We start from the raw sequence: 20,376 nt of genomic DNA, 5'->3' as shown, positions 1-20,376 counted from the left end.
CGGCCAAGCAAATAATCACTCGATAAACAAGCTTGACCTTTAGAAAGGCGCGCCTTCTAATCCGGAAAAGCGGAGATTGGTCCGGGGAGGCCACGCCCATATGAAAGCTGCGGCTTTCGCCTACGCCCGCGCGACCAGCGTCGTGAATGCGCTGGAATTGCTTGCCGTACATGGCGACAAGGCGAAGGTGCTGTCGGGCGGTCAGAGCCTGATGCCGGCAATGAATCTCCGGCTCCTATCGCCAGACGTCGTGATCGATATCTGCGACCTCGCCGAATTGCGCGGCATCGTGGTGAAAGGAAATGTGCTCGTCATTGGCGCATTGACCCGCCACGTTGACCTGCAGAGGTCGGCGGACGTTGCGACCTACGCGCCGTTGTTGCGGGATGCCATTGTCCATGTCGCACATCCCGCAATTCGCAATCGTGGCACGATTGGCGGAAGCCTGGCCCATGCCGATCCGGCGTCAGAGCTGCCGGCCTGTATGGTCACGCTTGACGCAACCATTGTCGTCCGAGGTCCGGGTGGCGAGCGCCGGATCGCTGCAACCGAATTTTTCAAGGGCATATACGAAACGGCGTTATCGCCGGACGAACTGCTTGTTGCGGTTGAGTTGCCGATTGCGCCTGCTGGCTCGACCTGCTTCTTTCAGGAGTTTGCCCGGCGGCACGGTGACTACGCCATCGTCGGTCTTGCAGCTCAGGCGGTCGTCAAGGATGGCACGTTCGCAAATCTTCGGCTTGGCTTCTTTGCGGTCGGCGATCGGCCGCTGCTCGCCGCGGTTGCCGGCAAGCTGATCGACGTGTTCGTTACCCCTGCTTCACTGGCCGAGGCCGCGGCTGCGCTCGTTGAAGAGCTCGATCCCCACGAGGATCAGCAGGGGTCTCCGGCCATGCGTCGACACCTTGCGAAGGTCTTGCTGTTGCGCTGCGTGGCGGCGCTGCTTGCGCGCCCCGAACTGGACACGGGAGCCGCCGGGTGATTGCACCGATGTCGGTCTCGCTCCTGGTGAACGGCGAACCCGTCGATGCCTTTGTACTGCCGCGGCTCAATCTCGCCGATTTCCTCCGTGAAAATCTGAAGCTCACCGGAACGCATGTCGGTTGCGAGCACGGGGTCTGCGGCGCTTGCACGGTCCGCATCAGCGGCGAGATCGTTCGTTCGTGTCTGACGCTGGCGGTGCAAACGCAGGGCGCGTCCGTCGAGACAATCGAAGGCCTTTCCGACAGCGGCGAGATTGCCGATCTTCAGGCGGCATTTCGCGAGCGCAACGCATTGCAGTGCGGTTATTGCACGCCCGGAATGCTGATGACGGCGCAGGATTTGCTGAAACAATCGCCTACGCCTGATCGCGAGGCGATCCGGGAGCATCTTTCCGGCAACTACTGTCGGTGCACTGGCTATCAGGCCATCATCGACGCCGTGGAGGCGACGGCTAAGGCGCGCGCCGGGCGATCGTCATGACCCCGACCCGTCCGGCCGCAGATGGGCTCTCGGTGCTTGATCGTCCGAATTCCTATATCGGCAAAACGGTGCCGCGGCCGAACCTCGACCGGCTGCTGCAGGGGCGCGGACAATATGTCAGCGATCTCGAGCTGCCGCGCATGGCCCATGTGGTCTTTCTGCGCTCGCCGTATGCTCATGCCAGGATCGCGGCGATCGATGCCGACGGGGCGAGGCGTATGCCGGGTGTGATCGCCGTAGTTACCGGTCGTGAGCTGGAGGCCGTCATCACGCCTTGGGTCGGCGTGCTCGCGCACTTGAAGGGATTGAAGTCGGCGCCGCAGAGTGCGATCGCGATTGACCGGGTTTGCTGGCAGGGCGAGGCCATTGCGGCGGTGGTAGCCACCAGCCGTGCGATCGCTGAAGACGCAATGGAGCAAATCGCGGTCGACTACGAGGAGCTCGAGGCGGTAACGGATATGCGCACCGCGCTCGATCCAACGACGCCAGTCATTCACGGATCGCTCGGCGACAACCTTGCTTTTGAGCGAACCCACAATGCGGGCGATGTCGATCGAGCATTTTTCGAATCCGATACAGTGGTCGAAGCCGAATTTGTCTTCGGACGTCACACCGGCGTGACGCTTGAACCGCGAGCGGTTGTTGCCGACTGGAATGCCGCGGAGGCCCGACTCACGATCTATCAGGGCACTCAGGCGCCCCATATGGTGCAGAACATTGCAGCTCTGCATCTGGGATTGAAGGAAGCCCAGGTTCGCGTGGTCTGCAAGGATGTCGGCGGATCCTTCGGTATCAAGGTCCACATTTATGCTGATGAGATGGCGACCTATGCGCTGTCCAAGCTGTTGCGACGACCTGTCAAATTCGTCGCCGACCGCGTCGAAAGCTTCAACACCGACATTCACGCCCGCGATCACCGCTGCAAGGGCCGGATTGCGGTCAAGCGGGACGGCACGATCACAGCTTTCGAGATCGACGATTTGACGGGGATCGGTCCTTATTCGATGTATCCCCGGACCAGTGCGATCGAGGCAAATCAGGTGGTCAATCTGGTCGGTGGGCCATATGTCACCCAGAACTATCGGGCAAGGACCCGGGTTGTTTTCCAGAACAAGAACGTGATGTGCCAGTACCGAGCGGTCGGACATCCGATCGCCTGTTCGGTGACTGAAGGCTTGGTCGACCTGGCCGCGGCCAAGATCGGCATGGATCCGGCCGAAATCCGCCGCCGCAACCTGATCGCGGACGATGCTTATCCTTGCGCATCGCCCTCCGGCATGCGGTTCGAGCGGCTGTCGCATCACGCCTCATTGGCGAAGCTGCTCCAGATGATGAACTATGACGCTCTGCGCGCCGAGCAGGCGGCTTCGCGGGTCAGGAACATTCATCGGGGTATCGGCGTCGCGAGCTTCATAGAAGTGACCAATCCGAGCGCCGCATTTTATGGCGTCGGCGGAGCGAAGATTTCGTCACAGGACGGCGTAGCGGTTCGGTTGGACGCGCAGGGCTCGGTGATCTGCCAGACCAGCATCACGGAGCAGGGGCAAGGGTCGGAATCGCTTACCGCTCAGATCGTAGGCAGTGTGCTTGGCGTTTCAATGGAACGTGTCCGCGTCATACTCGGGGACACGGACAACACGCCCTATGGCGGCGGCACATGGGCATCTCGTGGTGCTGGCATTGGCGGCGAAGCCGCGCTCCAGGCGGCCAAAGTCCTGCGCGGGAATATCCTGGATGTCGCTGCGGCGATCCTGCAATCCAAGCCCGCCGAGCTCGATATCGTCAGCGACAGCATTGTCAACACGAGCGATGGCGCGCAGCGGATCGAGCTGAGCGAGCTGGCGCGGATCGTTTATTTCCGACCGGATACACTGCCGCCGGGCATCCAGCCTGAATTGATGGCGACCCGGCATTTTGTCCCGCGCCAGTATCCCTTTGCCTTCACCAACGGCGTTCAGGCCTCATGGCTTGAGGTCGACACCCAGACCGGGTTCGTCAAGCTGCTGAAGCACTGGGTGGTCGAAGATTGCGGCACCATCATCAACCCGCAATTGGTCGACGAGCAGATCCGGGGTGGAGTAGTGCAGGGGCTTGGCGCGGCGCTGTTCGAGAAGTGTATCTATGACGAGCGCGGTCAACTGACCAACGCCAATATGGCTGATTACTTGGTTCCGATGTCGGGCGAGATGCCCGATATTGAGATCGGTCACGTCGTGACGCCGACACTGGAAACGGAGTTGGGAGCCAAAGGGGCGGGGGAGGCCGGCACGGCCGGTGCGGCGGCTGCGGTGGCCAATGCAGTTAATGACGCGCTCCGGCCCTTCGGTGCCATAATTACCGAGATTCCATTGACGCCTCAGGTTATCCTGACTGCTCTGGGGCGAATCTGAAGCGGGGACGCGACGGGTAAAAACAAGTACAATCAAGCAAGAAAACAATTCTGGGGAGGAATCGTCATGACAAAGAAGGTCATCAGGGCCGGGTCGATATCGCGGCGTCGGCTGCTGACAACAGCGAGCGCTGGCGCCGCCCTCGCAGCTTCTTCCTTTCGTATCAACCTGGCTCAGGCTCAGGAAACGCCGATCAAGATCGGCTTCCCGGTTCCCCTGACCGGTCCTTATGGCGCTGAGGCACAGGACCAGGTCCGTGCTGCGCAGCTCGCGATAGCTCAGTTCAACGATGCGGGGGGTCTCAATGGCCGCAAGGCCGAGCTTGTCGTGCGCGACGACAAGCTGAATCCGGGTGAGGCCGCGACACGGACACTGGAGCTAGTCGAGAAGGAAAAGGTCAATTTTGTCGTCGGCAGTCTATCCGCGGCGGTCCAGCTCGCGATCAACAATGTCACCAAAGAGCGCGGCATCATATTCAATTCGATCAGCCAGTCCGACGCCATCAACGAGGCGACCGACTTCAGCAAGTACACATTCCACGAGGCCCTCAATCCGCACATGACGGCAGGCGCGGTCGGCCGCTACGCCTTCTCCAAGTTCGGCAAGAAGGTTGCGTTCTTGACCGCGGATTATGCCTATGGCCACGAGATGGTGCGCGGCTTCCTCGAGGTTGGCAAGGAGTTCAATATCGAAAACCTCGGCGACATCCGCCATCCGTTGGGAACGACTGATTTCTCGACCCTGCTGCCGCGCCTTCAAGCGCTGAAGCCCGACATTCTGTGCATCAGCAATTTCGGTCGGGATCAGCAAATCGTGCTCAAGCAGGCGACTGACTTCGGCGTCAAGAAGTCGATCCAGATCATTGCGCCGCTACTCTCGCATGCCAGTCGCGTCGCGGCGGGCGCACAGGCCTTCGAGGGCGTCGTCGGAGGTTGCTCGTTCTACTGGGGTATCGAGGATAAGTTCGCCTCGACCAAGGCGTTCAACGACGCGTTCCGCAAAATGTATGATGGCAAACTGCCAACTGACTACGGTGCGCTCGGCTATGGTGGTGTCCGGACCATGCTGGAGGCGGTCAAGAGTGCCGGCACCGTCGAGACCGACAAGGTAATCGCAGCATTGGAGGCCTTGAAGTACGACTATTACAAGGGACCGCAGTATTATCGCAAATGCGATCACCAGTCGGTGCAGTCGGTGCTTGTCATCAAGTCGAAGTCTACGGACATGAAGAACGACTCCGATGTGTTCGAGGTTATTTCGACCGAAGAACCCAGCGAGAAGAGCCTGCGTACCTGCGAAGCGTTAGGCCACAAGAGCTGAGCTTGCGAGGTGGCGCGCGCCGCGGTCGGTGCGCGCAAGTTGGGGGGGGGCGGATGGCGGGCCTGAGCTTTGATCTGATTGCGCTGCAATTATTCGCCGGGCTGGCGCTCGGTGCGATTTACGTGCTGTTTGCGATTGGGCTCTCGCTGATCTTCGGGATGTTGACCGTCGTCAACTTCGCCCATGGGGCATTTTATATGGTCGGCGCCTATGTCGGTCTCTACCTGATCTCGCTCGGCGGCAATTTCTGGCTCTGCTTGGTGGCGGTGCCGCTCCTGGTCGGGCTGTTCGGCCTTGCAGTCGAGCGCATCCTGATCCGGCCGCTTTACGGCCGCGGCATCGACTATCCGCTGCTGTTGACCTTCGGGCTGAGCTACGTGATGGTTGAATGTGTGCGCATTGCCTTTGGCAAGACCGGATATCCGTTCGACACTCCCGAGGTTCTGCAGGGGGCCGTCGATATTGGCGTCGGATATTTCCCCCTCTATCGCTTGTTCGTGATCGGTGCGACGGCTGTCGTCTTGCTGGCGCTCTGGCTGTTCCTGGAAAAAACCAGCTTCGGGCTCATCATCCGTGCCGGTGCGCGTGATCCGCAAATCGTCCGTGTCCTCGGGGTCGATGTATCGCGGGTCTGGCTGATCGTATTCGGAATCGGAACCGCAATTGCAGGCTTCGCGGGCCTATTGGCAGCCCCACTTCAAGGCGTCATTCCCGAGATGGGCGGCACTATCTTGGCCGAAGCCTTCGTTGTCACTGTGGTCGGGGGGATGGGCTCGATCGGCGGTGCGGTGCTGGCAGGTCTTTTGGTGGGCGTGGTCGTCAGCATGACGTCGCTGTTCGCGCCTGAAATGGCCAAGGTCTCGATCTTCGCCTTGATGGCGATCGTTCTGATCATCCGGCCCCAAGGCTTCTTCGGTCGTGCAGGATTGATGAGTTGAACCGGGTATGACCGAAGCGACCGGGTCCATCAAGCAACCTCGAGCCACGACGGTCGGCTGGTACGAGTTCGCGACGAGACATCGTGCCAGCATCGCGGCCGCGGTGATCCTGATCTTCCCTCTGGTGATGCCGTTCACGGCCTTGGCGGTGAATATCCTGATCTACGGACTGTATGCCCTGGGATTCAACCTTGTGTTCGGATATCTGGGGCTGCTGTCATTTGGTCATGCCGCGCTGTTCGGAACTGGGGCCTATCTTTGTGGCGTCGCAATCGTGCATTTCGGCTGGCCATGGTACGCGGCAATCGCGACCGGGGTTCTCGGCGGCCTGTCGATGGCGTTGTTGATTGGTGTGCTTGCGATCCGCACCCGCGGCATCTACTTCGCCATGGTGACGATGGCGCTGTCGCAATGCGTCTACTATCTATTCTATCAGGCCGTTGACTTGACCGGTGGCGAAAACGGCCTTCGCGGCATTAACGTCCGGGCGATCGATCTGTTCGGCTTGCGGGTCGACTTCATCAACCCGATGACCCGGTACTACGTCATTGCAGCTTTCGTGATTGCCGCGTTTTTCGTGATGTCGCGTATCCTCGCCTCTCCATTTGGTGCGGTCATTGAGGCGGTGCGAGAAAACGAGATGCGCGCGCGCGCATCGGGCTACGACGTCACCCTGACCCGATTGCTGACCTTCGTTCTGTCAGGTGGATTCTGCGGTCTCGCGGGCGCGTTGCAGGCGCTTCATCTTTCGATCGTGCCGATCGAGATCCTGCACTATGAGACGTCGGGTCTGGTGGTGATGATCGCATTGCTGGGCGGCATGGGGACATTCTTCGGGCCGATGGTCGGCGCGGCGGTGTTCCTCGTCCTGGAGAACCTGGTCTCGGTCTGGACCGTTCACTGGCAACTGATCGTCGGTGCCATTTTCGTTGCCTGCGTGCTGTTCTTCCCCGCCGGCATCTGGGGTACGTTGATTGCACGGGGCAGGCGATGACTGCCGTGGAAGCGCAATCGAGGGAGATCATCCTGCGCACCAAGGGCGTCGGCAAGACGTTCGGGAAATTTGTCGCGCTCAACAATATCTCGGCCGAGTTCTCCAAGGGCGCGATCACTTCCATCATAGGTCCAAACGGCGCTGGAAAGAGCACCTATTTCAATCTGCTCTGCGGAGCTTTCCCGCCTTCGAGAGGCCGTGTTGAATTCGAGGGCAGGGACGTCACTGGCCTACCGCAGCATCGCTTTGCTCATATGGGGATTGCGAAGTCGTTTCAGATTACCAGCGTGTTTCCGCAGCTCACGACCCGCGAGAACATCCGGATCGGCCTGCAGGCACTGGTTTCGAGATACGACATCTGGCGTCCACGCGCCCGCCTGAGCGAACTGGTCGAACGGGCAGATGAATTGCTGGCCCTCGTCGGGTTGTGGGAATCCCGCGAGCGCGCAGCCAAGACGCTGGCGCATGGCGAGCAACGAGCGCTGGAGATTGGCATGGCGCTGGCCAGTCAACCTCGCCTGCTGCTGCTGGATGAACCGACGGCAGGCATGAGCCCGGAGGAAACCCGGGCCATGATGGATCTGATCGTGAAACTCGCAAGGGAACGTACGGTCATCCTGGTCGAACACAAAATGAAGCTGGTGCTGGGGATCAGCGACCGTATCCTCGTGCTGCATCACGGAGAGCTGCTTGCCGAGGGGACACCCCAGGAGGTCCGGCAAAATGAGGCTGTAAAGCGCGTCTATCTCGGCCAGCGGGAGCACTGACCGGATGCTGCAGATCAGCAAGCTCAATGCCTGGTATGGCGCGAGCCACGCGCTGCAAGACATCAGTCTGGAGGTTGCCAGGGGTGAAATCGTCTGCCTGATCGGTCGCAATGGGGCCGGCAAGACGACCACGTTGAAGTCGATCATGGGGCTGATGGATCGCATCAGCGGTTCGGTGATCTTCAAAGGCAAGGAGCTGCTGAATAAGCCGGCGCATACGCGTTTCGCGCTGGGGCTTGCCTATGTACCTGAAGAGCGGCGGATCGTGCAGGGATTGTCGGTGCGGGAGAACTTGCGGCTCGGCCTGGTTGCGTCGCTGGAGAAGAGGCGGGAAGCTGAGCTGATCGAGGAGATCGCTGGGATATTCCCACGATTGGCTGAGCGCCTGGATCAGGAGGCCGTCACGATGTCCGGCGGTGAGCAACAAATGCTGGCGATCGCGCGTGCGATGATCGCAAAGCCCGACCTGATCATGCTTGACGAGCCGTCCGAGGGCATCATGCCGGTGCTTGTCGACGAGATGTTCGCGCTGTTTCGCAACATGAAGGCGCAGGGGACGACGGTACTGCTGGTCGAGCAGAATGTCGAACTCGCGCTTGACATCGCCGACCGCGCCTATGTGCTGGATCAAGGGTCCGTCGTGCATCAGGCATCAGCCCAGGAGCTACTCGCTGACAACGAGATCAAGGAGCGGTACTGCTCGGTGTGAAGGGGTCTTTCGGAACGGCGTCACCGCAGCCTATCGGAGTACTCCTATTCTGCTGCACTCGCGATTACGTCCGCGTTTCGATTGGTAACGACGACCTTGATCGCGTCATCCACACGATCCCGCGCATATCTGAGCGCCGTCGGCAGATCGGCCAGCGGGAACGTATGCGTGTGGATCTTCGTCGCGTCGAAGCGCTTCTCCGCCATCAATGTCATTGCTCGGTGGGTCGCGCTGCGGCCCTCGCCACGGATGCCGTAGGCGTAGATGTTGTTCCTCACCAGATGCGCAATGTCCAACGTTGCGGCCTCGTGCGGAAAGGCGGCAAGGCAGATCTTGCCGCCGCGGTTGGTCATATGAATGGCCTGGTTGAGCGTCGCTTCCGTCCCGGCGCATTCGACGACGTAGTCTGCGCCGATCCCCCCGGTGAGTTGCTTCACAATTTGAACCGCGTCTTCATCGTTGATGTTGACGACACGATCGGCCCCCAGTTCTTGCCCGATGGCGAGTCGCCTGTTGCGCGTTCCGGTCAAGATCACCGGGCTTGCCCCAAGCGCCTTGGCCACCGCTACCGCGAGCAGTCCGATCGGGCCGGGGCCGATTACGACGACGCTCTCGCCCGCGACCAATCCCCCCAACTCCGTCAGTCCATACATGGACGTACCTGCTGTCACCACGAGCGTTGCCTCAGCGTCGCTCATGGTGTCGGGCACGCGCGCGAGCGTGTTGATGTGATTGACGGCATACCCAGCGAACCCACCGTCGGTCGTGAAGCCGTTGGCCCGGTGTCCCTTTTCCGGTTTCCCATAGTTGAGGCATGACGTGTACATGCCCTGGCGGCAGCGTTTGCACTGGCCGCAGCCGGCGTGAATTTCAACGCTGACCCGTTCACCGATCCTGAACTCGTCAACGGCAGGGCCGAGTGCCGCGACCGTGCCCATATACTCGTGGCCCGGCGTGAAATTCTTGTTGAAGGGGAGGCCACCCTGAATGCTCGCTGGTGAGCCGGAATGAATGATCTCCAGATCGGTCGCGCAGATCGCGACCGCGTCAATGCGGACCAACACCTCGGCGCGTGACGGGACCGGTGTCGGCTTTTCGCGAAGAATAAGTTTGTCCGGGTCGCCGAGAACCCAAGCCTGCATCTGATCCGGAATATGAAGATCGGGCGAGGTCGTGACGCCGGTTGGCTGGTACATCCGCGCTTCCTCGTTTCGGCTTCCAGCCTAACGCAAAACGGTTCGCTGCTGCGAGCCTCCGATCGTGGCAGCCAATCCCTGTCACTTGCTGCACAGCAGCATATGCGTCGCAAAACCTTCATACGCGGCCTATACTTGGTCCGACGGTTGATGTTGAAGTCCTCCATGCATCCCCGTCGAACCGGAGCCTCCCATGAAGACCGCCCGCCTTGTCCTTGCCTTGCTGGCGCTGACGCTGATTGCGCCGTGGCAGTCGGCCAGGGCGGCCGATGTCATCTGCTACAATTGCCCGCCTGAATGGGCCGACTGGGCTTCGATGCTCAAGGCGATCAAGGCCGACCTCAACTACGACATTCCGCATGACAACAAGAATTCCGGCCAGGCGCTCGCGCAAATCCTGGCGGAGAAGAGCAATCCGGTCGGCGATATCGGCTATTTCGGCGTTACCTTCGGGATGAAGGCCAAGGCGCAGGATGCGCTCGAGCCCTACAAGCCCGCCCACTGGGACCAGGTCCCCGCAGGTCTCAAGGACCCTGACGGCTACTGGACCACGATCCATTCCGGCACGCTCGGCCTGTTCGTGAACAAGGATGCGCTTGGCGGCAAGCCGGTGCCGGCCTGCTGGAAGGACCTGTTGAAGCCGGACTACAAGGGAATGGTCGGCTATCTCGACCCGTCGTCGGCGGCGGTTGGCTACGTCGGGGCCGTTGCGGTGAATCTCGCACTGGGCGGCTCGCCGACCAACTTCGATCCCGCGATCAACTTCTTCAAGGAACTGCGCAAGAACGACCCGATCGTGCCCAAGCAGACGTCCTATGCCCGGGTGGTCTCGGGCGAAATGCCGATCCTGTTCGACTATGATTTCAACGCCTATCGCGCGAAATATTCGGAGAAGGGCAACTTCGAGTTCGTCATTCCCTGCGAGGGTTCGGTGGTGTTTCCCTATGTCGTCGGCCTCGTGAAGAACGCACCCGACAAGGAGAAGGCCAAGAAGGTGATAGATTATCTGCTGTCCGACAAGGGGCAGGCGATCTGGACCAATGCCTACCTGCGTCCGGCCCGCCCCATCGAGTTGCCGGCCGCCGTAAAGGGCAAATTCCTGCCCGATAGCGACTATGCCCGTGCCAAGAGCGTGGACTGGGGCGAGATGGAAAACGTGCAAAAAGCCTTTGTCGACCGCTATCTCGCCGAGGTCCGCTGAGGCAATATGGTGGCACTCGGGGCACCATTCTCACGATGTCGCAAAAATCCTTCGTTTGGGTCTGTTTGCTGCCGCTTGCGGTCGTGACGACGGCATTCTTCCTGCTGCCGATGGCACGACTGGTCGTCGTCGGTGCGGAAGGCGAGCATGGGCTCGCCGGTTACCTCGCCATCCTTGTTGAACCGCGCTATCGCGCCACGCTGATCAACACGGTTATCCTGGCGGCGGCAACCACGGTTGTCACGCTGATGGTGGCGACGATTGCGGGAATGTTCCTGCAGCGGCACCGCTTTCCCGGGCGGGCTGTCTTGATCGCGATGCTGACCTTTCCGTTGGCCTTTCCCGGGGTAGTTGTCGGCTTCATGATCATTCTGCTGGCCGGTCGGCAAGGGCTGCTCGGCGATCTGTCGGGCCGCCTGTTCGGTGAGAAGATCGTCCTGGCGTATTCGATCTATGGGCTTTTCCTCGGCTATCTCTACTTCTCGATTCCGCGTGTGATCCTCACCATCATGGCGGCGGTGCAGAAGCTGGACGTCGGCCTCGAAGAGGCTGCACGTTCGCTTGGTGCCAGCCCGTGGGCGGTCCAGCGCGATGTCGTGCTGCCGGCGCTTGCGCCGGCGTTTGTCGCGTCCGGCGCGATTGCCTTCGCAACGGCAATGGGCGCGTTCGGAACCGCCTTCACGCTGGCGACGAACATCGATGTGCTGCCGATGCTGATCTACACCGAGTTCACGCTGTCAGCGAATTTCGCGACATCGGCCGCATTGTCGGTTGGGCTCGGCTTGATCACCTGGCTGATCCTTGCGCTCGCCCGCTCGTTCAGCGGCAGCGCAGTCGCCGCGGCCGGGTGAAGCATGCGCGATCGCCTGATCTTCACCGGACAGCTCCTCTTTACTTTGCTCGTCGCGGCATTTCTGGTGGTGCCGGCGATGCTTTCGATTTCCGCCGGCGTCACCGTCAACTATTTCCGGGGCATTCAGTCCGGCGTAACCTTGCAATGGGTCGCGCAGGTCTGGGAGCTTTATGCCGGTACGATCCTGCTCTCGTTTGTGATTGCGTTTGCGACGCTTGCAGTCACGCTGATCGTCGGTGTTCCTGCAGCCTATGCGCTGCATGTGCGGGGCGGCCGGCTTGCGCGGATCGTCGAGGAGATCATCACGCTCCCGCTCGCGATCCCGGGCCTTGCAATCGCGCTGGCGCTGCTATTGACCTATGGGAGCTTCGGCAACTTCCGCCGCTCCTGGCTCTTCATTCTGGTCGGACACGTAATCTTCACCATGCCGTTCATGGTCCGGTCGGTCATGGCTGTCTTTGCGACCGTGGACATCAAGACCCTCGATGAGGGGGCAGGTTCGCTTGGCGCAGCGCCATGGCGGCGGTTTTGCGATGTGATCGTCCCGAACGCCGTACCGGGAATCCTCGCCGGCGCCTTGATGGTGATCACGCTGTCGCTGGGCGAGTTCAACCTCACATGGATGCTGCATACGCCACTCACGAAGACGCTGCCAATTGGGCTTGCTGACAGTTACGCCTCGATGCGGCTGGAAGTAGCATCCGCCTATACCCTGATCTTCTTTGTGATGATCATTCCGCTCCTGGTCGCGATGCAACTGCTGGCCGACAGGGATCACAAGCGATGAGCACGGCTGGGCATGGTGCGGCAGTGCGGATCGAGGCTTGCGGCAAAACCTTTGCCGACGGCACGCGCGCCCTTGATCCAGCCACCCTCGATATTGCGCGTGGCGAGACCCTGGTACTGCTGGGGCCGTCTGGCTGCGGCAAGACCACAATGCTACGCATCATCGCAGGCCTCGAGCTACCGGATCCCGGCGGCAGGGTTTTGTTCGACGGCAAGGACGTGACAGCCGTCGCGATCGAGCGACGCAATGTCGGGATGGTGTTCCAGTCCTATGCCCTGTTTCCCAACATGACGGTGGCGGACAATATCGGCTATGGCTTGAAGATCCGTGGTATCGCCAGGGAGGAACGCGCCGCGCGCGTTGCCGAACTGGTCGCTCTGACCAATATCACGGGATTGGAGAATCGCCGTATCGATCAGCTTTCCGGCGGCCAGCGCCAGCGCGTCGCATTGGCGCGTGCTGTCGCAATCCGGCCGGGCATATTGTTGCTCGATGAGCCGTTGACCGCCCTCGACGCGGCCTTGCGGGATCGACTGCGGGGCGAACTCAATCGGCTGCTGCGCGCGCTCGGAATCACGACGATCTATGTCACGCATGACCAGGCCGAGGCCATGGAATTGGGCGACCGCATCGTGGTGATGCGGAAGGGCGCGATCGCCCAGATCGGAACGCCGCGCGAGATCTACTTCGAGCCGAAGGATCGTTTCGTGGCGGAGTTCGTTGGAGCGGCAAACATTATTGAAGCTCCCGTGGACAAAGGAGAGTTGGTCCTGCCGGGTGGGCGATTGTCGATTGGAGTCGAATCGACGACCGCGAACGCGACCGTCATGACCCGCCCCGAAACCATCCGCGTGGTAGAGCCTGGAGCCGGATCGCTCGCCGGTATCATCGATTCCGTCAGCTTCATCGGTGATCGACAGCGGCTGGTCGTGAGTGGTGCATCGAGCAAGCCGCTCAATGTGGACGCTCCCAACACAATTCAGGTGAAGGCGGGCGACCGGATTGGACTTTCGATCGCGCCCGAAGCCATTCGTCTGCTTCCGTCCGAAGATTGAGAAAATCGATGTTGTCGAAGCCCGTCCTGATCGCTCAGATATCCGATCTCCACATCAAACCCCCGGGAGCACTGGCCTATGGCCGCGTCGATACTGCCAAGGCGCTCGAACGGTGCGTGGCGGCGCTGAACGCATTCGAGCCAGCGCCAGATTTCGTGGTGATATCGGGTGACCTCGTCGATACGCCGACAGCCGAGGAATACGACTACCTCAAGCAATTGCTCGCGCCGCTCAAGCTTCCCTTTGCCGGAATTCCGGGTAATCACGACTCGCGTGAGTTGATGCGTGCCGCTTTCCCGGCTGAGCCTTATGTCCAGGCAACCGGCCCACTCGACCAGAAAATCGAGGTGCACGGACTTGATCTCCTGCTGCTGGATTCGAGCGTGCCCAGGAAACCCCATGGCATCCTCGAAACGTCCACGCTGCAATGGCTCGACGCGACGCTGGCGGCGGCAGCAGATCGGCCGGCGCTGCTCTTCCTGCACCACCCGCCGTTCAAGGGTGGTATCTGGCACATGGATCAACAGGATCTGTTCAACGCAGATCAAATGGCCGAAATAGTCAGAAGTCACCCGCGCGCGAGGCTCATCGCGTGCGGGCACGTTCATCGCGCCATGCTGACGACCTTTGCCGGAGTTCCCGTCACGATATGCCCCGCGCCGAACCACGCCGTCGATCTGGACCTGGCGCAACTCCGAGGACCGTCCTTCAAGGTCGAACCGCCGGCGTTCCACGTCCACGCCTGGTTTCCAGGCGAGAGCCTCGGGCGGGTTGTCACGCACCACGTTCCGATCGGCCAGTTCGACGGTCCGCATCCGTTCTTCGGTCCGGACGGCAAATTGCTATGAGATGATCGGGTGCGATCAACCCGCGGCGCTACGTCCGGGGCTGTTCACCTCGTTGCGCAGCATCGCCTGATGCATGTTACGAAGCTCGCGGACCGCTAGATCCAGGTCCGGGTCCGCATTCCGGATCACAGCGATAAACACTCCCATCAGCTCGGGATCGAGCTTTGCGCGAGTCATTCCATCGCGGCTCTTCTTCCGGTCCAGCGCACGCTGGATGGTTGCGGCGCGCGCGGTCTCCACGTCGCAGCCAATCATGTCGGCGATCTCGTGATAGGTCATCCAAATCTGCGGCATTCTCTTCGCACTCCCCTTTTTGGGGAAAGACTGGCGGAAGTTGATGAATAGTGGGTTTCCTGCACCTGGTCGCCCGGGAGCACTGCATGCAAGGCTTTGTTCTTGGTTAAGCGTTGCTAAGCCAGGGAGGGGAGTGCTGCTTTCGGGTTGCCGGGATTTGCGGCTGGCGGGAGCTCTTGCGGGGAACCCTCCGTACTTCCGGTAGGCGATCAGGTCGCCAAATGCAGCGGTTTGATCGGAGAAAGGGGACTTCAACCGATCGTCCTGCGACCACAGCGTGTGGCCATGGCATTAAGCTACGATCACGTGTAGATTGGTTCTTCAGGCGATACATCACTCAAAGTTTTATAATTAGAGTTCATTTATTTAAAATTGTATTTCGCGTACGTCCGGTACCGAATGGTGACGGCATCGGAGCTTTTGTTGCTGTAGGCCAGCGGCGGAGCTATAATCCCAGCTGCTCTCATTGATCGATGGCTCTGTCGGTGTCCACCGTGGTCGCGGGGCGATCTTACGCAACACAATTTTCTGGATGACGATGACCGGTGCGCCCATAGAAAGAACCGTCGGCGCGCCGCTGTTTTCGAGCAGCAAACTGTCAGTGCTTCGCAAGCACCCCTATTTCGCCGATCTGGAGCCCGAGGCTTTCGACCAGCTCTGCCGCTATGCCAAGCATATTACGCTAAAGCGTGGAACGACGATCTTCTCCAAGGGAGACCCAGGCACGAGCCTGATTGCGGTCATCTCCGGCACGGTCAAGATCAGTATCTCCTCGCCGGACGGTCGCAACGCGATCCTGAACCTGATCGAGGCGGGAGAGATATTTGGAGAGATCGCACTGCTCGATGGCTTGTCGCGGACGGCCGATGCCACTGCCAACAGTAATTGCGAGCTGTTCGTCATTGACCGGCGCGAATTCATTCCGTTTGTGCGCAGTCAGCCGACGCTGGCGATGAAGTTCATCGAACTGCTCTGTGCGAGATTGCGATGGACCAGCGATCAGGTCGAGCAGGTCATCCTGCAGGACTTGCCCGGCCGTCTTGCCAGCGCGCTGCTGCGCCTGAGCGACAAGCACAAGAGCGCGCCACAGGGCCGTACCATCTCGATTACCCAGCAGGAGATCAGCGAGATGGTTGGCATGACGCGCGAGAGCATCAACAAGCAGTTGCGCGTATGGGCGGCACGCGGCTGGGTCAGGCTTGAACATGGTGCGATCGTCGTGCTGAAGCCCGATGCGCTTCAGGAGTTGGTCGACGCCGGGTCGAACGACGGCGTATAGCCGCTTGGGCTGCATGGTCAGCCAGGTACCTCACAAATCGGTGAACCGGACAAGCCTGTGAAGCCATTCACATTGGTTTGCTGTGCAATGCGGTAAGCGACGTTCGGGGATCTCATCCGCAATGTGGAGGTATCCATGCACGGCTCTTTCGACAAGCAACCGCAAGACGAGCAGAGCAACTACCAGAGCTTCAGCATCAAGCTTGTCGCTCTGCCCGTGCTCGTCATCATTGCATTGATCGGGATGTTGGTCAGTCACCCGGTGGCGGTCAAATGGATATCGGACGCCGCACAGGCGGAGTTTGTCGGATCTGACTTCGGCGGCACCGATCCGGTGCCTGACGCTGCACGGCCGGCGCAAATGGCCCAGCCGAGCAACGGAATCCGCGCGGTGAGAGCCTACTGATCGAGGATACCGCCGCCGCGCCGGTTGCGCGACGACGGCAATTGAGGTCGTTGAAGAATCCAGCGCCGTCTCCTTACGCCGCAATGCCGAGCAGTTTTGCGGCCGTATTGCCAAGAATATTGGCCTTGTCGTCATCGCTCAGCGATGAGCAAGCAAAGATGTGGTCGACCGGCGCCAGTTGCCATGGATAGGGATAATCGCTCCCCAGCACGATCTGCTCGGCCCCGACCTGGGCGGCGAGGTGCCGGATTGCCTCGGGCGTGAAGATCAGCGAGTCGAAGTAAATCTGTTTGAGATACTCGGTCGGCGCCTTCTTCAGCTTGATGTCGGGGTTGCATCCCTTTGGCCCGACCAGGCAGGCATGATCCGAACGATCGGCGTACGAGGCCAGATAGCCGCCGCTATGTGCCGCAATGACTTTTAGCCCCGGGAACCGGTCGAACGTGCCGGCGAAGATCAGATGGGAGAGCGCGATCGTGGTCTCGAGCGGATTGCCGATCGTGTTGCCGAGCCAGCCATTGCCCGAGAGTCGCTTGTTGAGTTCCGGTACGCCTTGCGGATGAATGAACAGGGGAACGCCGAGTTCCTCGGCCTTGGCCCATACCGGATGAAACTTCGAATCGGAGAATTCGACGCCGTCGACAACGCCCCCGATCGCCGCGCCCTTCAGTCCCTGCTTCTTGACCGCGGTCTCAAGCTCCAGGACGGCGAGATCCGGTGCCTGCAGCGTCAGCGACGCAAAGGCAGCGAACCTGTCAGGCTTTGAGGCGCAGAGTTCGGCGAGCTTCTCGTTCTGGATCTTGACGATCTGTCCGGCAAGGTCGCGGTTCCGATCGTACCAGAACGGGTTGATTGAGAGCACCTCCATATCGACAGCTTGGGCGTCCATCGCAGCGAGGCGCTTGTCGATTTCGATGAAGGCTTCGGCTGCGCCGTTGACTGGCGGCAGCTGCAGCTTGTCGGCGTCAGCGCCGAGCAAGACACCAGCTTCGCGGAAGTGACAATGCGCATGAATGTCGATGGTCTTGACGCGTTTGCCGTTGACTGTGACTGGCAATTTCTGGCGCGATTGTTGCGCATTTGCGTTGTGCACCAGCCCGCAGCCGCAGAATACGATGCCAGCGGCCGCCGCTGCTCCCGTTTTCAGGAAATTCCGCCTTGTGGTCATGACGATCGCCTCCCTTTTCTTGTTTGTTGTGGGAAGCAGCGTAGGCATGCCGGGAGGCGGTCGCAAGACGACACGCTGCGCATGTCGCGCAATCTTGATCTGATCAGACCGGCTTGATCCCCGCCTTCATGATGACATCACGCCATTTCGGCACTTCATCGGCGATGCGTTTACGCATGCCATCGGGGCCGTTTGCAAGCACTTCGAAGCCGTCGTTGCGCAGCTGCTCGGCAATCCCTGGTGTCTTCAGAATCTCGATCGACTTGGTCGACAGCCGCTCGACGATGGACATTGGCGTGTTCGCGGGCGCGAGAAATCCCTGGAACGTGTCGGTGATGAAGTCGGCGTAGCCCAACTCGATCATCGTGGGCACATCGGGCAGGTCGAACCATCGGTGGGGGCCAGTGACAGCGAGCGCCTTCAACGCTCCGGACTCGATGTGCGGGTGCGCGGGCGGGAGTGCTGCAAAGGCCACCTGGGTTGTTTCGCTCAGGAGCGCCTGGATTGCCGGACCGGCGCCGGAGAACGGAACATGCGTCATCTCTACGTTGCCGACGATCTTGAACAACTCACCCGAAAGGTGCGGCGTCGTCCCGAGGCCGGGGCTGGCATAGTTCAACTCGTCCGGATGGGCCTTTGCGCGTGCGATCAGGTCGGCGACCGAATTGATTCCCAGCTTTGCATTGACCAGGATCACATTGGGTGAGGTGCCAAGCTCGGCAATTGCTGCAAAGTCCTTGAAAGGGTCGTAGGGGATTTTGGCGTACAGGCCGGGATTGACGACATAGGCGCTCGACGTGATCAGCAGCGTATGGCCATCCGGCTCGGCATGGGCCGCGATGCCAATCCCGATATTGCCGCCGCCGCCGGGGCGGTTCTCGATCACGATGGTGCCCTTCAGGGCTTCTCCGAGGTGGGTGCCGAGAATGCGGGCCATGATGTCGGTCGGTCCGCCCGGAGCGAAAGGCACGATGATCTTGACCGGACGTTCCGGATAGTCCGCTGCGTCAGCTTGCGATGCCAAGCCAGCAGTCGCGACCGCAGCGGCGAGCGCGCCCCCAGCGCTCAGGACTGCGCGGCGTGAGGGATAGGCCGACCGCCTGCCTGTCATCAGGTTCCTCCCGACACATCGCGACGTTACAAGCCGAATACTGCGACCGCCCGGATCGGCGACGCGGTTCCCTCGCGCCACTTCATCGGCAGGCCGATGAAGGTAAACTGCCCCTGGCCTAGCAATGCCTCTAGATTGCACAGGCTCTCGATATGGGTGATGTCGAGGTCGAGGCAGATCTTGTGAACAAGCAGGTTCACATCACTGTCGGGGCCCGGGCGCATCGAATCGATGCCGAAATGTACGATGCCCTGTCGTGCGAGCCATTCGGTCGCCGCGACATTCACTCCGGAATTGTCGGTGGAGTACTCCTTGCGCGGAAACGTCCGCGCGTGGTGGCCGGTGCAAAGCAGGACGGTGCCGCCCTTCGGCACCGGTGCGCCGGCCGTCTTCACCGCGGCTTCGAGATCGGAAGGGGTGATTTCGGCGCGTGGCGCAATGTGGCGAAGATCAAGACAGATGCCGGGAACAATACACTTCTCGAGCGGATATTCATTGATCGGTATTCCGCTCGGGCCGAAATGCCGGGGAGCGTCGATGTGGGTACCCCCGTGATCAGGCATCGAAATGAACATCGATGCCAATCCGTAGACGTTTCTGGATTCCACGAAGGCTTCTTCATGGGTCTTCCATGTTCCGTGCATGATTGGCGGGTGGCCGGGATAGCTCGGGGTGCGGTGATAGAGTTCTCGGCTCAGGTCGACGATCCTCACGGCTTGTGCCCTTTCTTGACGGAGCTGGCGCGAGCGCGCTTCTGGTGGCAATGCTGACGCGTTTGCCGCAGTTCCGCAAGATGCGTGTCGCGCTCAGTGCAGAACGTGGAGCTGCCGAGGGAGCCACAGCGAGATTTCCGGCAGATAGGTCACGCACATCAGGACAAAGAACATCACGGCGTAGAACGGCCAGATCTTGCGCATGACCTGTTCGATCGTGACCTTGCCGACCGCGCAGCCGACAAAGAGGATCGAGCCGACCGGTGGATGGCACAGGCCGATGCCGAGATTGAGCAGCATGATCATGCCGAAGTGGACCGGATCGACGCCGAAATTCTTCATCACCGGCAGCAGGATAGGTGTTGCGATCAAGATCGACGGCGCCATATCGACGAGCGTGCCGAGCACTAGAAGCAGAACGTTGATCAAAAGCAGGATGACGTATTTGTTGTCAGAGATCGACAGAAAGAACGCTGTCATCTTGGCCGGCATCTGGGTCAGCGCCATGATGTAGCCGACGCTGGACGCGCAGGCGATCAGGGTCAAGACCATCGCCACCGTGCGCAGCGTGCGGTGCAGGAGCACGGGCAGGTCGCGCCAGCGATAGTCGCGATAGACGAACATGGTCACGAAGAACGCCCAGATGCAGGCGACGGCTCCAGCTTCGATTGCGGTGAAGATGCCGCCCAGAATGCCGCCGAGGATAATGACCAGCGTAATCAGCCCCCAGGCGGCATCGATTGTAATCCGGATCGCATCCCTGGCGGGCACTATTTGACCCTGCGGATGTTTCTCCCGATAGGCGATGGCCAGGCAAAGAACGATCAGCGAGAATCCCAGCAAGAGGCCGGGGAAGACGCCCGCCATGAACAAGGCACTGATCG

At 60.5% G+C, this 20,376-nt stretch carries 21 protein-coding genes; 15 read left to right on the top strand and 6 right to left on the bottom strand.

What is annotated here, in order from left to right:
• Positions 1-100: 100 nt before the first annotated feature.
• The 8 genes from UP09_RS21670 (at position 101) to UP09_RS21635 (ending at position 8,582) form a co-directional block, all read left to right on the top strand.
• Complete coding sequence (locus tag UP09_RS21670) at positions 101-982, top strand: FAD binding domain-containing protein (RefSeq protein ID WP_044540317.1); 882 nt, start codon at positions 101-103, stop codon at positions 980-982.
• An 8-nt stretch (positions 983-990) separates the two neighbouring features.
• The gene (locus UP09_RS21665; RefSeq protein ID WP_044540316.1) at positions 991-1,464 is read left to right on the top strand and encodes a (2Fe-2S)-binding protein; all 474 of its coding nucleotides are present in this window, start codon (positions 991-993) and stop codon (positions 1,462-1,464) included.
• Positions 1,461-3,854, top strand: a complete 2,394-nt coding sequence (locus tag UP09_RS21660) for a xanthine dehydrogenase family protein molybdopterin-binding subunit (RefSeq protein WP_044540315.1) — start codon at positions 1,461-1,463, stop codon at positions 3,852-3,854. The genes UP09_RS21665 and UP09_RS21660 overlap by 4 nt, the downstream gene beginning before the upstream one ends.
• 66 nt (positions 3,855-3,920) lie before the next feature.
• Positions 3,921-5,174 (top strand): ABC transporter substrate-binding protein, encoded by a 1,254-nt coding sequence (locus UP09_RS21655; protein WP_044540314.1) that lies wholly within the window; start codon positions 3,921-3,923, stop codon positions 5,172-5,174.
• A 53-nt stretch (positions 5,175-5,227) separates the two neighbouring features.
• Positions 5,228-6,112 carry a branched-chain amino acid ABC transporter permease gene (locus tag UP09_RS21650; protein WP_044540313.1) on the top strand — a complete coding sequence of 295 codons (885 nt, stop codon included), beginning with the start codon at positions 5,228-5,230 and terminating at the stop codon, positions 6,110-6,112.
• A gap of 7 nt (positions 6,113-6,119) precedes the next feature.
• Positions 6,120-7,106, top strand: a complete 987-nt coding sequence (locus tag UP09_RS21645) for a branched-chain amino acid ABC transporter permease (protein ID WP_052833169.1) — start codon at positions 6,120-6,122, stop codon at positions 7,104-7,106.
• Complete coding sequence (locus UP09_RS21640) at positions 7,103-7,873, top strand: ABC transporter ATP-binding protein (RefSeq protein WP_044540312.1); 771 nt, start codon at positions 7,103-7,105, stop codon at positions 7,871-7,873. Before UP09_RS21645 ends, UP09_RS21640 begins: the two co-directional genes overlap by 4 nt.
• Positions 7,874-7,877: 4 nt before the next feature.
• Positions 7,878-8,582 carry an ABC transporter ATP-binding protein gene (locus tag UP09_RS21635; RefSeq protein ID WP_044540311.1) on the top strand — a complete coding sequence of 235 codons (705 nt, stop codon included), beginning with the start codon at positions 7,878-7,880 and terminating at the stop codon, positions 8,580-8,582.
• A 44-nt stretch (positions 8,583-8,626) separates the two neighbouring features.
• On the opposite strand, the gene UP09_RS21630 is transcribed toward UP09_RS21635, so the two are convergent.
• On the bottom strand, positions 8,627-9,778 hold the full coding sequence (locus UP09_RS21630; RefSeq protein WP_044540310.1) for a zinc-dependent alcohol dehydrogenase: 1,152 nt from the start codon (positions 9,776-9,778) through the stop codon (positions 8,627-8,629).
• A gap of 193 nt (positions 9,779-9,971) precedes the next feature.
• On the opposite strand from UP09_RS21630, the gene UP09_RS21625 reads away from it, so the two are divergent.
• The 5 genes from UP09_RS21625 to UP09_RS21605 are packed head-to-tail and all read left to right on the top strand — an operon-like array spanning position 9,972 to position 14,522.
• Complete coding sequence (locus UP09_RS21625; protein WP_044540309.1) at positions 9,972-10,979, top strand: ABC transporter substrate-binding protein; 1,008 nt, start codon at positions 9,972-9,974, stop codon at positions 10,977-10,979.
• A gap of 35 nt (positions 10,980-11,014) precedes the next feature.
• Positions 11,015-11,830: an ABC transporter permease gene (locus tag UP09_RS21620; RefSeq protein ID WP_044540308.1), complete on the top strand. Its 816-nt coding sequence runs from the start codon at positions 11,015-11,017 to the stop codon at positions 11,828-11,830.
• A gap of 3 nt (positions 11,831-11,833) precedes the next feature.
• A complete protein-coding gene (locus UP09_RS21615; RefSeq protein ID WP_044540307.1) occupies positions 11,834-12,619 on the top strand; it encodes an ABC transporter permease in 786 nt (261 codons plus the stop codon).
• Positions 12,616-13,674 carry an ABC transporter ATP-binding protein gene (locus UP09_RS21610; protein ID WP_044540306.1) on the top strand — a complete coding sequence of 353 codons (1,059 nt, stop codon included), beginning with the start codon at positions 12,616-12,618 and terminating at the stop codon, positions 13,672-13,674. The genes UP09_RS21615 and UP09_RS21610 overlap by 4 nt, the downstream gene beginning before the upstream one ends.
• An 8-nt stretch (positions 13,675-13,682) precedes the next feature.
• The gene (locus UP09_RS21605) at positions 13,683-14,522 is read left to right on the top strand and encodes a phosphodiesterase (RefSeq protein ID WP_044540305.1); all 840 of its coding nucleotides are present in this window, start codon (positions 13,683-13,685) and stop codon (positions 14,520-14,522) included.
• Between the two features lie 15 nt (positions 14,523-14,537).
• Here UP09_RS21605 and UP09_RS21600 read toward each other — a convergent pair whose 3' ends face one another.
• Entirely contained in the window at positions 14,538-14,816 is a 279-nt protein-coding gene (locus UP09_RS21600) for a hypothetical protein (protein WP_044540304.1), read from the bottom strand.
• Positions 14,817-15,354: 538 nt separating this feature from the next.
• On the opposite strand from UP09_RS21600, the gene UP09_RS21595 reads away from it, so the two are divergent.
• Both UP09_RS21595 and UP09_RS21590 read left to right on the top strand, forming a co-directional pair.
• Positions 15,355-16,095 (top strand): Crp/Fnr family transcriptional regulator, encoded by a 741-nt coding sequence (locus UP09_RS21595; protein ID WP_044540460.1) that lies wholly within the window; start codon positions 15,355-15,357, stop codon positions 16,093-16,095.
• A 135-nt stretch (positions 16,096-16,230) separates the two neighbouring features.
• Entirely contained in the window at positions 16,231-16,500 is a 270-nt protein-coding gene (locus UP09_RS21590; RefSeq protein ID WP_044540303.1) for a hypothetical protein, read from the top strand.
• Positions 16,501-16,573: 73 nt separating this feature from the next.
• On the opposite strand, the gene UP09_RS21585 is transcribed toward UP09_RS21590, so the two are convergent.
• The 4 genes from UP09_RS21585 to UP09_RS38600 form a co-directional block, all read right to left on the bottom strand.
• Positions 16,574-17,668 carry an amidohydrolase family protein gene (locus UP09_RS21585; RefSeq protein WP_044540302.1) on the bottom strand — a complete coding sequence of 365 codons (1,095 nt, stop codon included), beginning with the start codon at positions 17,666-17,668 and terminating at the stop codon, positions 16,574-16,576.
• Positions 17,669-17,771: 103 nt separating this feature from the next.
• Positions 17,772-18,779 (bottom strand): Bug family tripartite tricarboxylate transporter substrate binding protein, encoded by a 1,008-nt coding sequence (locus tag UP09_RS21580; protein ID WP_052833168.1) that lies wholly within the window; start codon positions 18,777-18,779, stop codon positions 17,772-17,774.
• A gap of 26 nt (positions 18,780-18,805) precedes the next feature.
• Positions 18,806-19,543: a cyclase family protein gene (locus UP09_RS21575; protein ID WP_082070226.1), complete on the bottom strand. Its 738-nt coding sequence runs from the start codon at positions 19,541-19,543 to the stop codon at positions 18,806-18,808.
• A gap of 42 nt (positions 19,544-19,585) precedes the next feature.
• On the bottom strand, positions 19,586-20,376 hold a 791-nt coding region (locus UP09_RS38600), incomplete at its 5' end, for a TRAP transporter large permease (protein ID WP_044540300.1).

The organism is Bradyrhizobium sp. LTSP885 (genome assembly GCF_000938305.1).
In the GTDB taxonomy this organism is placed as follows: Bacteria; Pseudomonadota; Alphaproteobacteria; order Rhizobiales; family Xanthobacteraceae; genus Bradyrhizobium.
The sequence above is the reverse complement of the archived record's forward strand: the minus strand, read 5'-3'. Positions and strand labels throughout refer to the sequence as shown.

Coding starts and splice junctions, on each gene's coding strand:
- UP09_RS21580 (WP_052833168.1), bottom strand. CDS start 18,779: ATGACAGGCAGGCGGTCGGCCTATCCCTCACGCCGCGCAGTCCTGAGC.
- UP09_RS21635 (WP_044540311.1), top strand. CDS start 7,878: ATGCTGCAGATCAGCAAGCTCAATGCCTGGTATGGCGCGAGCCACGCG.
- UP09_RS21640 (WP_044540312.1), top strand. CDS start 7,103: ATGACTGCCGTGGAAGCGCAATCGAGGGAGATCATCCTGCGCACCAAG.
- UP09_RS21665 (WP_044540316.1), top strand. CDS start 991: ATGTCGGTCTCGCTCCTGGTGAACGGCGAACCCGTCGATGCCTTTGTA.
- UP09_RS21660 (WP_044540315.1), top strand. CDS start 1,461: ATGACCCCGACCCGTCCGGCCGCAGATGGGCTCTCGGTGCTTGATCGT.
- UP09_RS21600 (WP_044540304.1), bottom strand. CDS start 14,816: ATGCCGCAGATTTGGATGACCTATCACGAGATCGCCGACATGATTGGC.
- UP09_RS21650 (WP_044540313.1), top strand. CDS start 5,228: ATGGCGGGCCTGAGCTTTGATCTGATTGCGCTGCAATTATTCGCCGGG.
- UP09_RS21605 (WP_044540305.1), top strand. CDS start 13,683: ATGTTGTCGAAGCCCGTCCTGATCGCTCAGATATCCGATCTCCACATC.
- UP09_RS21655 (WP_044540314.1), top strand. CDS start 3,921: ATGACAAAGAAGGTCATCAGGGCCGGGTCGATATCGCGGCGTCGGCTG.
- UP09_RS21610 (WP_044540306.1), top strand. CDS start 12,616: ATGAGCACGGCTGGGCATGGTGCGGCAGTGCGGATCGAGGCTTGCGGC.
- UP09_RS21620 (WP_044540308.1), top strand. CDS start 11,015: ATGTCGCAAAAATCCTTCGTTTGGGTCTGTTTGCTGCCGCTTGCGGTC.
- UP09_RS21595 (WP_044540460.1), top strand. CDS start 15,355: ATGACCGGTGCGCCCATAGAAAGAACCGTCGGCGCGCCGCTGTTTTCG.
- UP09_RS21585 (WP_044540302.1), bottom strand. CDS start 17,668: ATGACCACAAGGCGGAATTTCCTGAAAACGGGAGCAGCGGCGGCCGCT.
- UP09_RS21590 (WP_044540303.1), top strand. CDS start 16,231: ATGCACGGCTCTTTCGACAAGCAACCGCAAGACGAGCAGAGCAACTAC.
- UP09_RS21625 (WP_044540309.1), top strand. CDS start 9,972: ATGAAGACCGCCCGCCTTGTCCTTGCCTTGCTGGCGCTGACGCTGATT.
- UP09_RS21630 (WP_044540310.1), bottom strand. CDS start 9,778: ATGTACCAGCCAACCGGCGTCACGACCTCGCCCGATCTTCATATTCCG.
- UP09_RS21670 (WP_044540317.1), top strand. CDS start 101: ATGAAAGCTGCGGCTTTCGCCTACGCCCGCGCGACCAGCGTCGTGAAT.
- UP09_RS21615 (WP_044540307.1), top strand. CDS start 11,834: ATGCGCGATCGCCTGATCTTCACCGGACAGCTCCTCTTTACTTTGCTC.
- UP09_RS21645 (WP_052833169.1), top strand. CDS start 6,120: ATGACCGAAGCGACCGGGTCCATCAAGCAACCTCGAGCCACGACGGTC.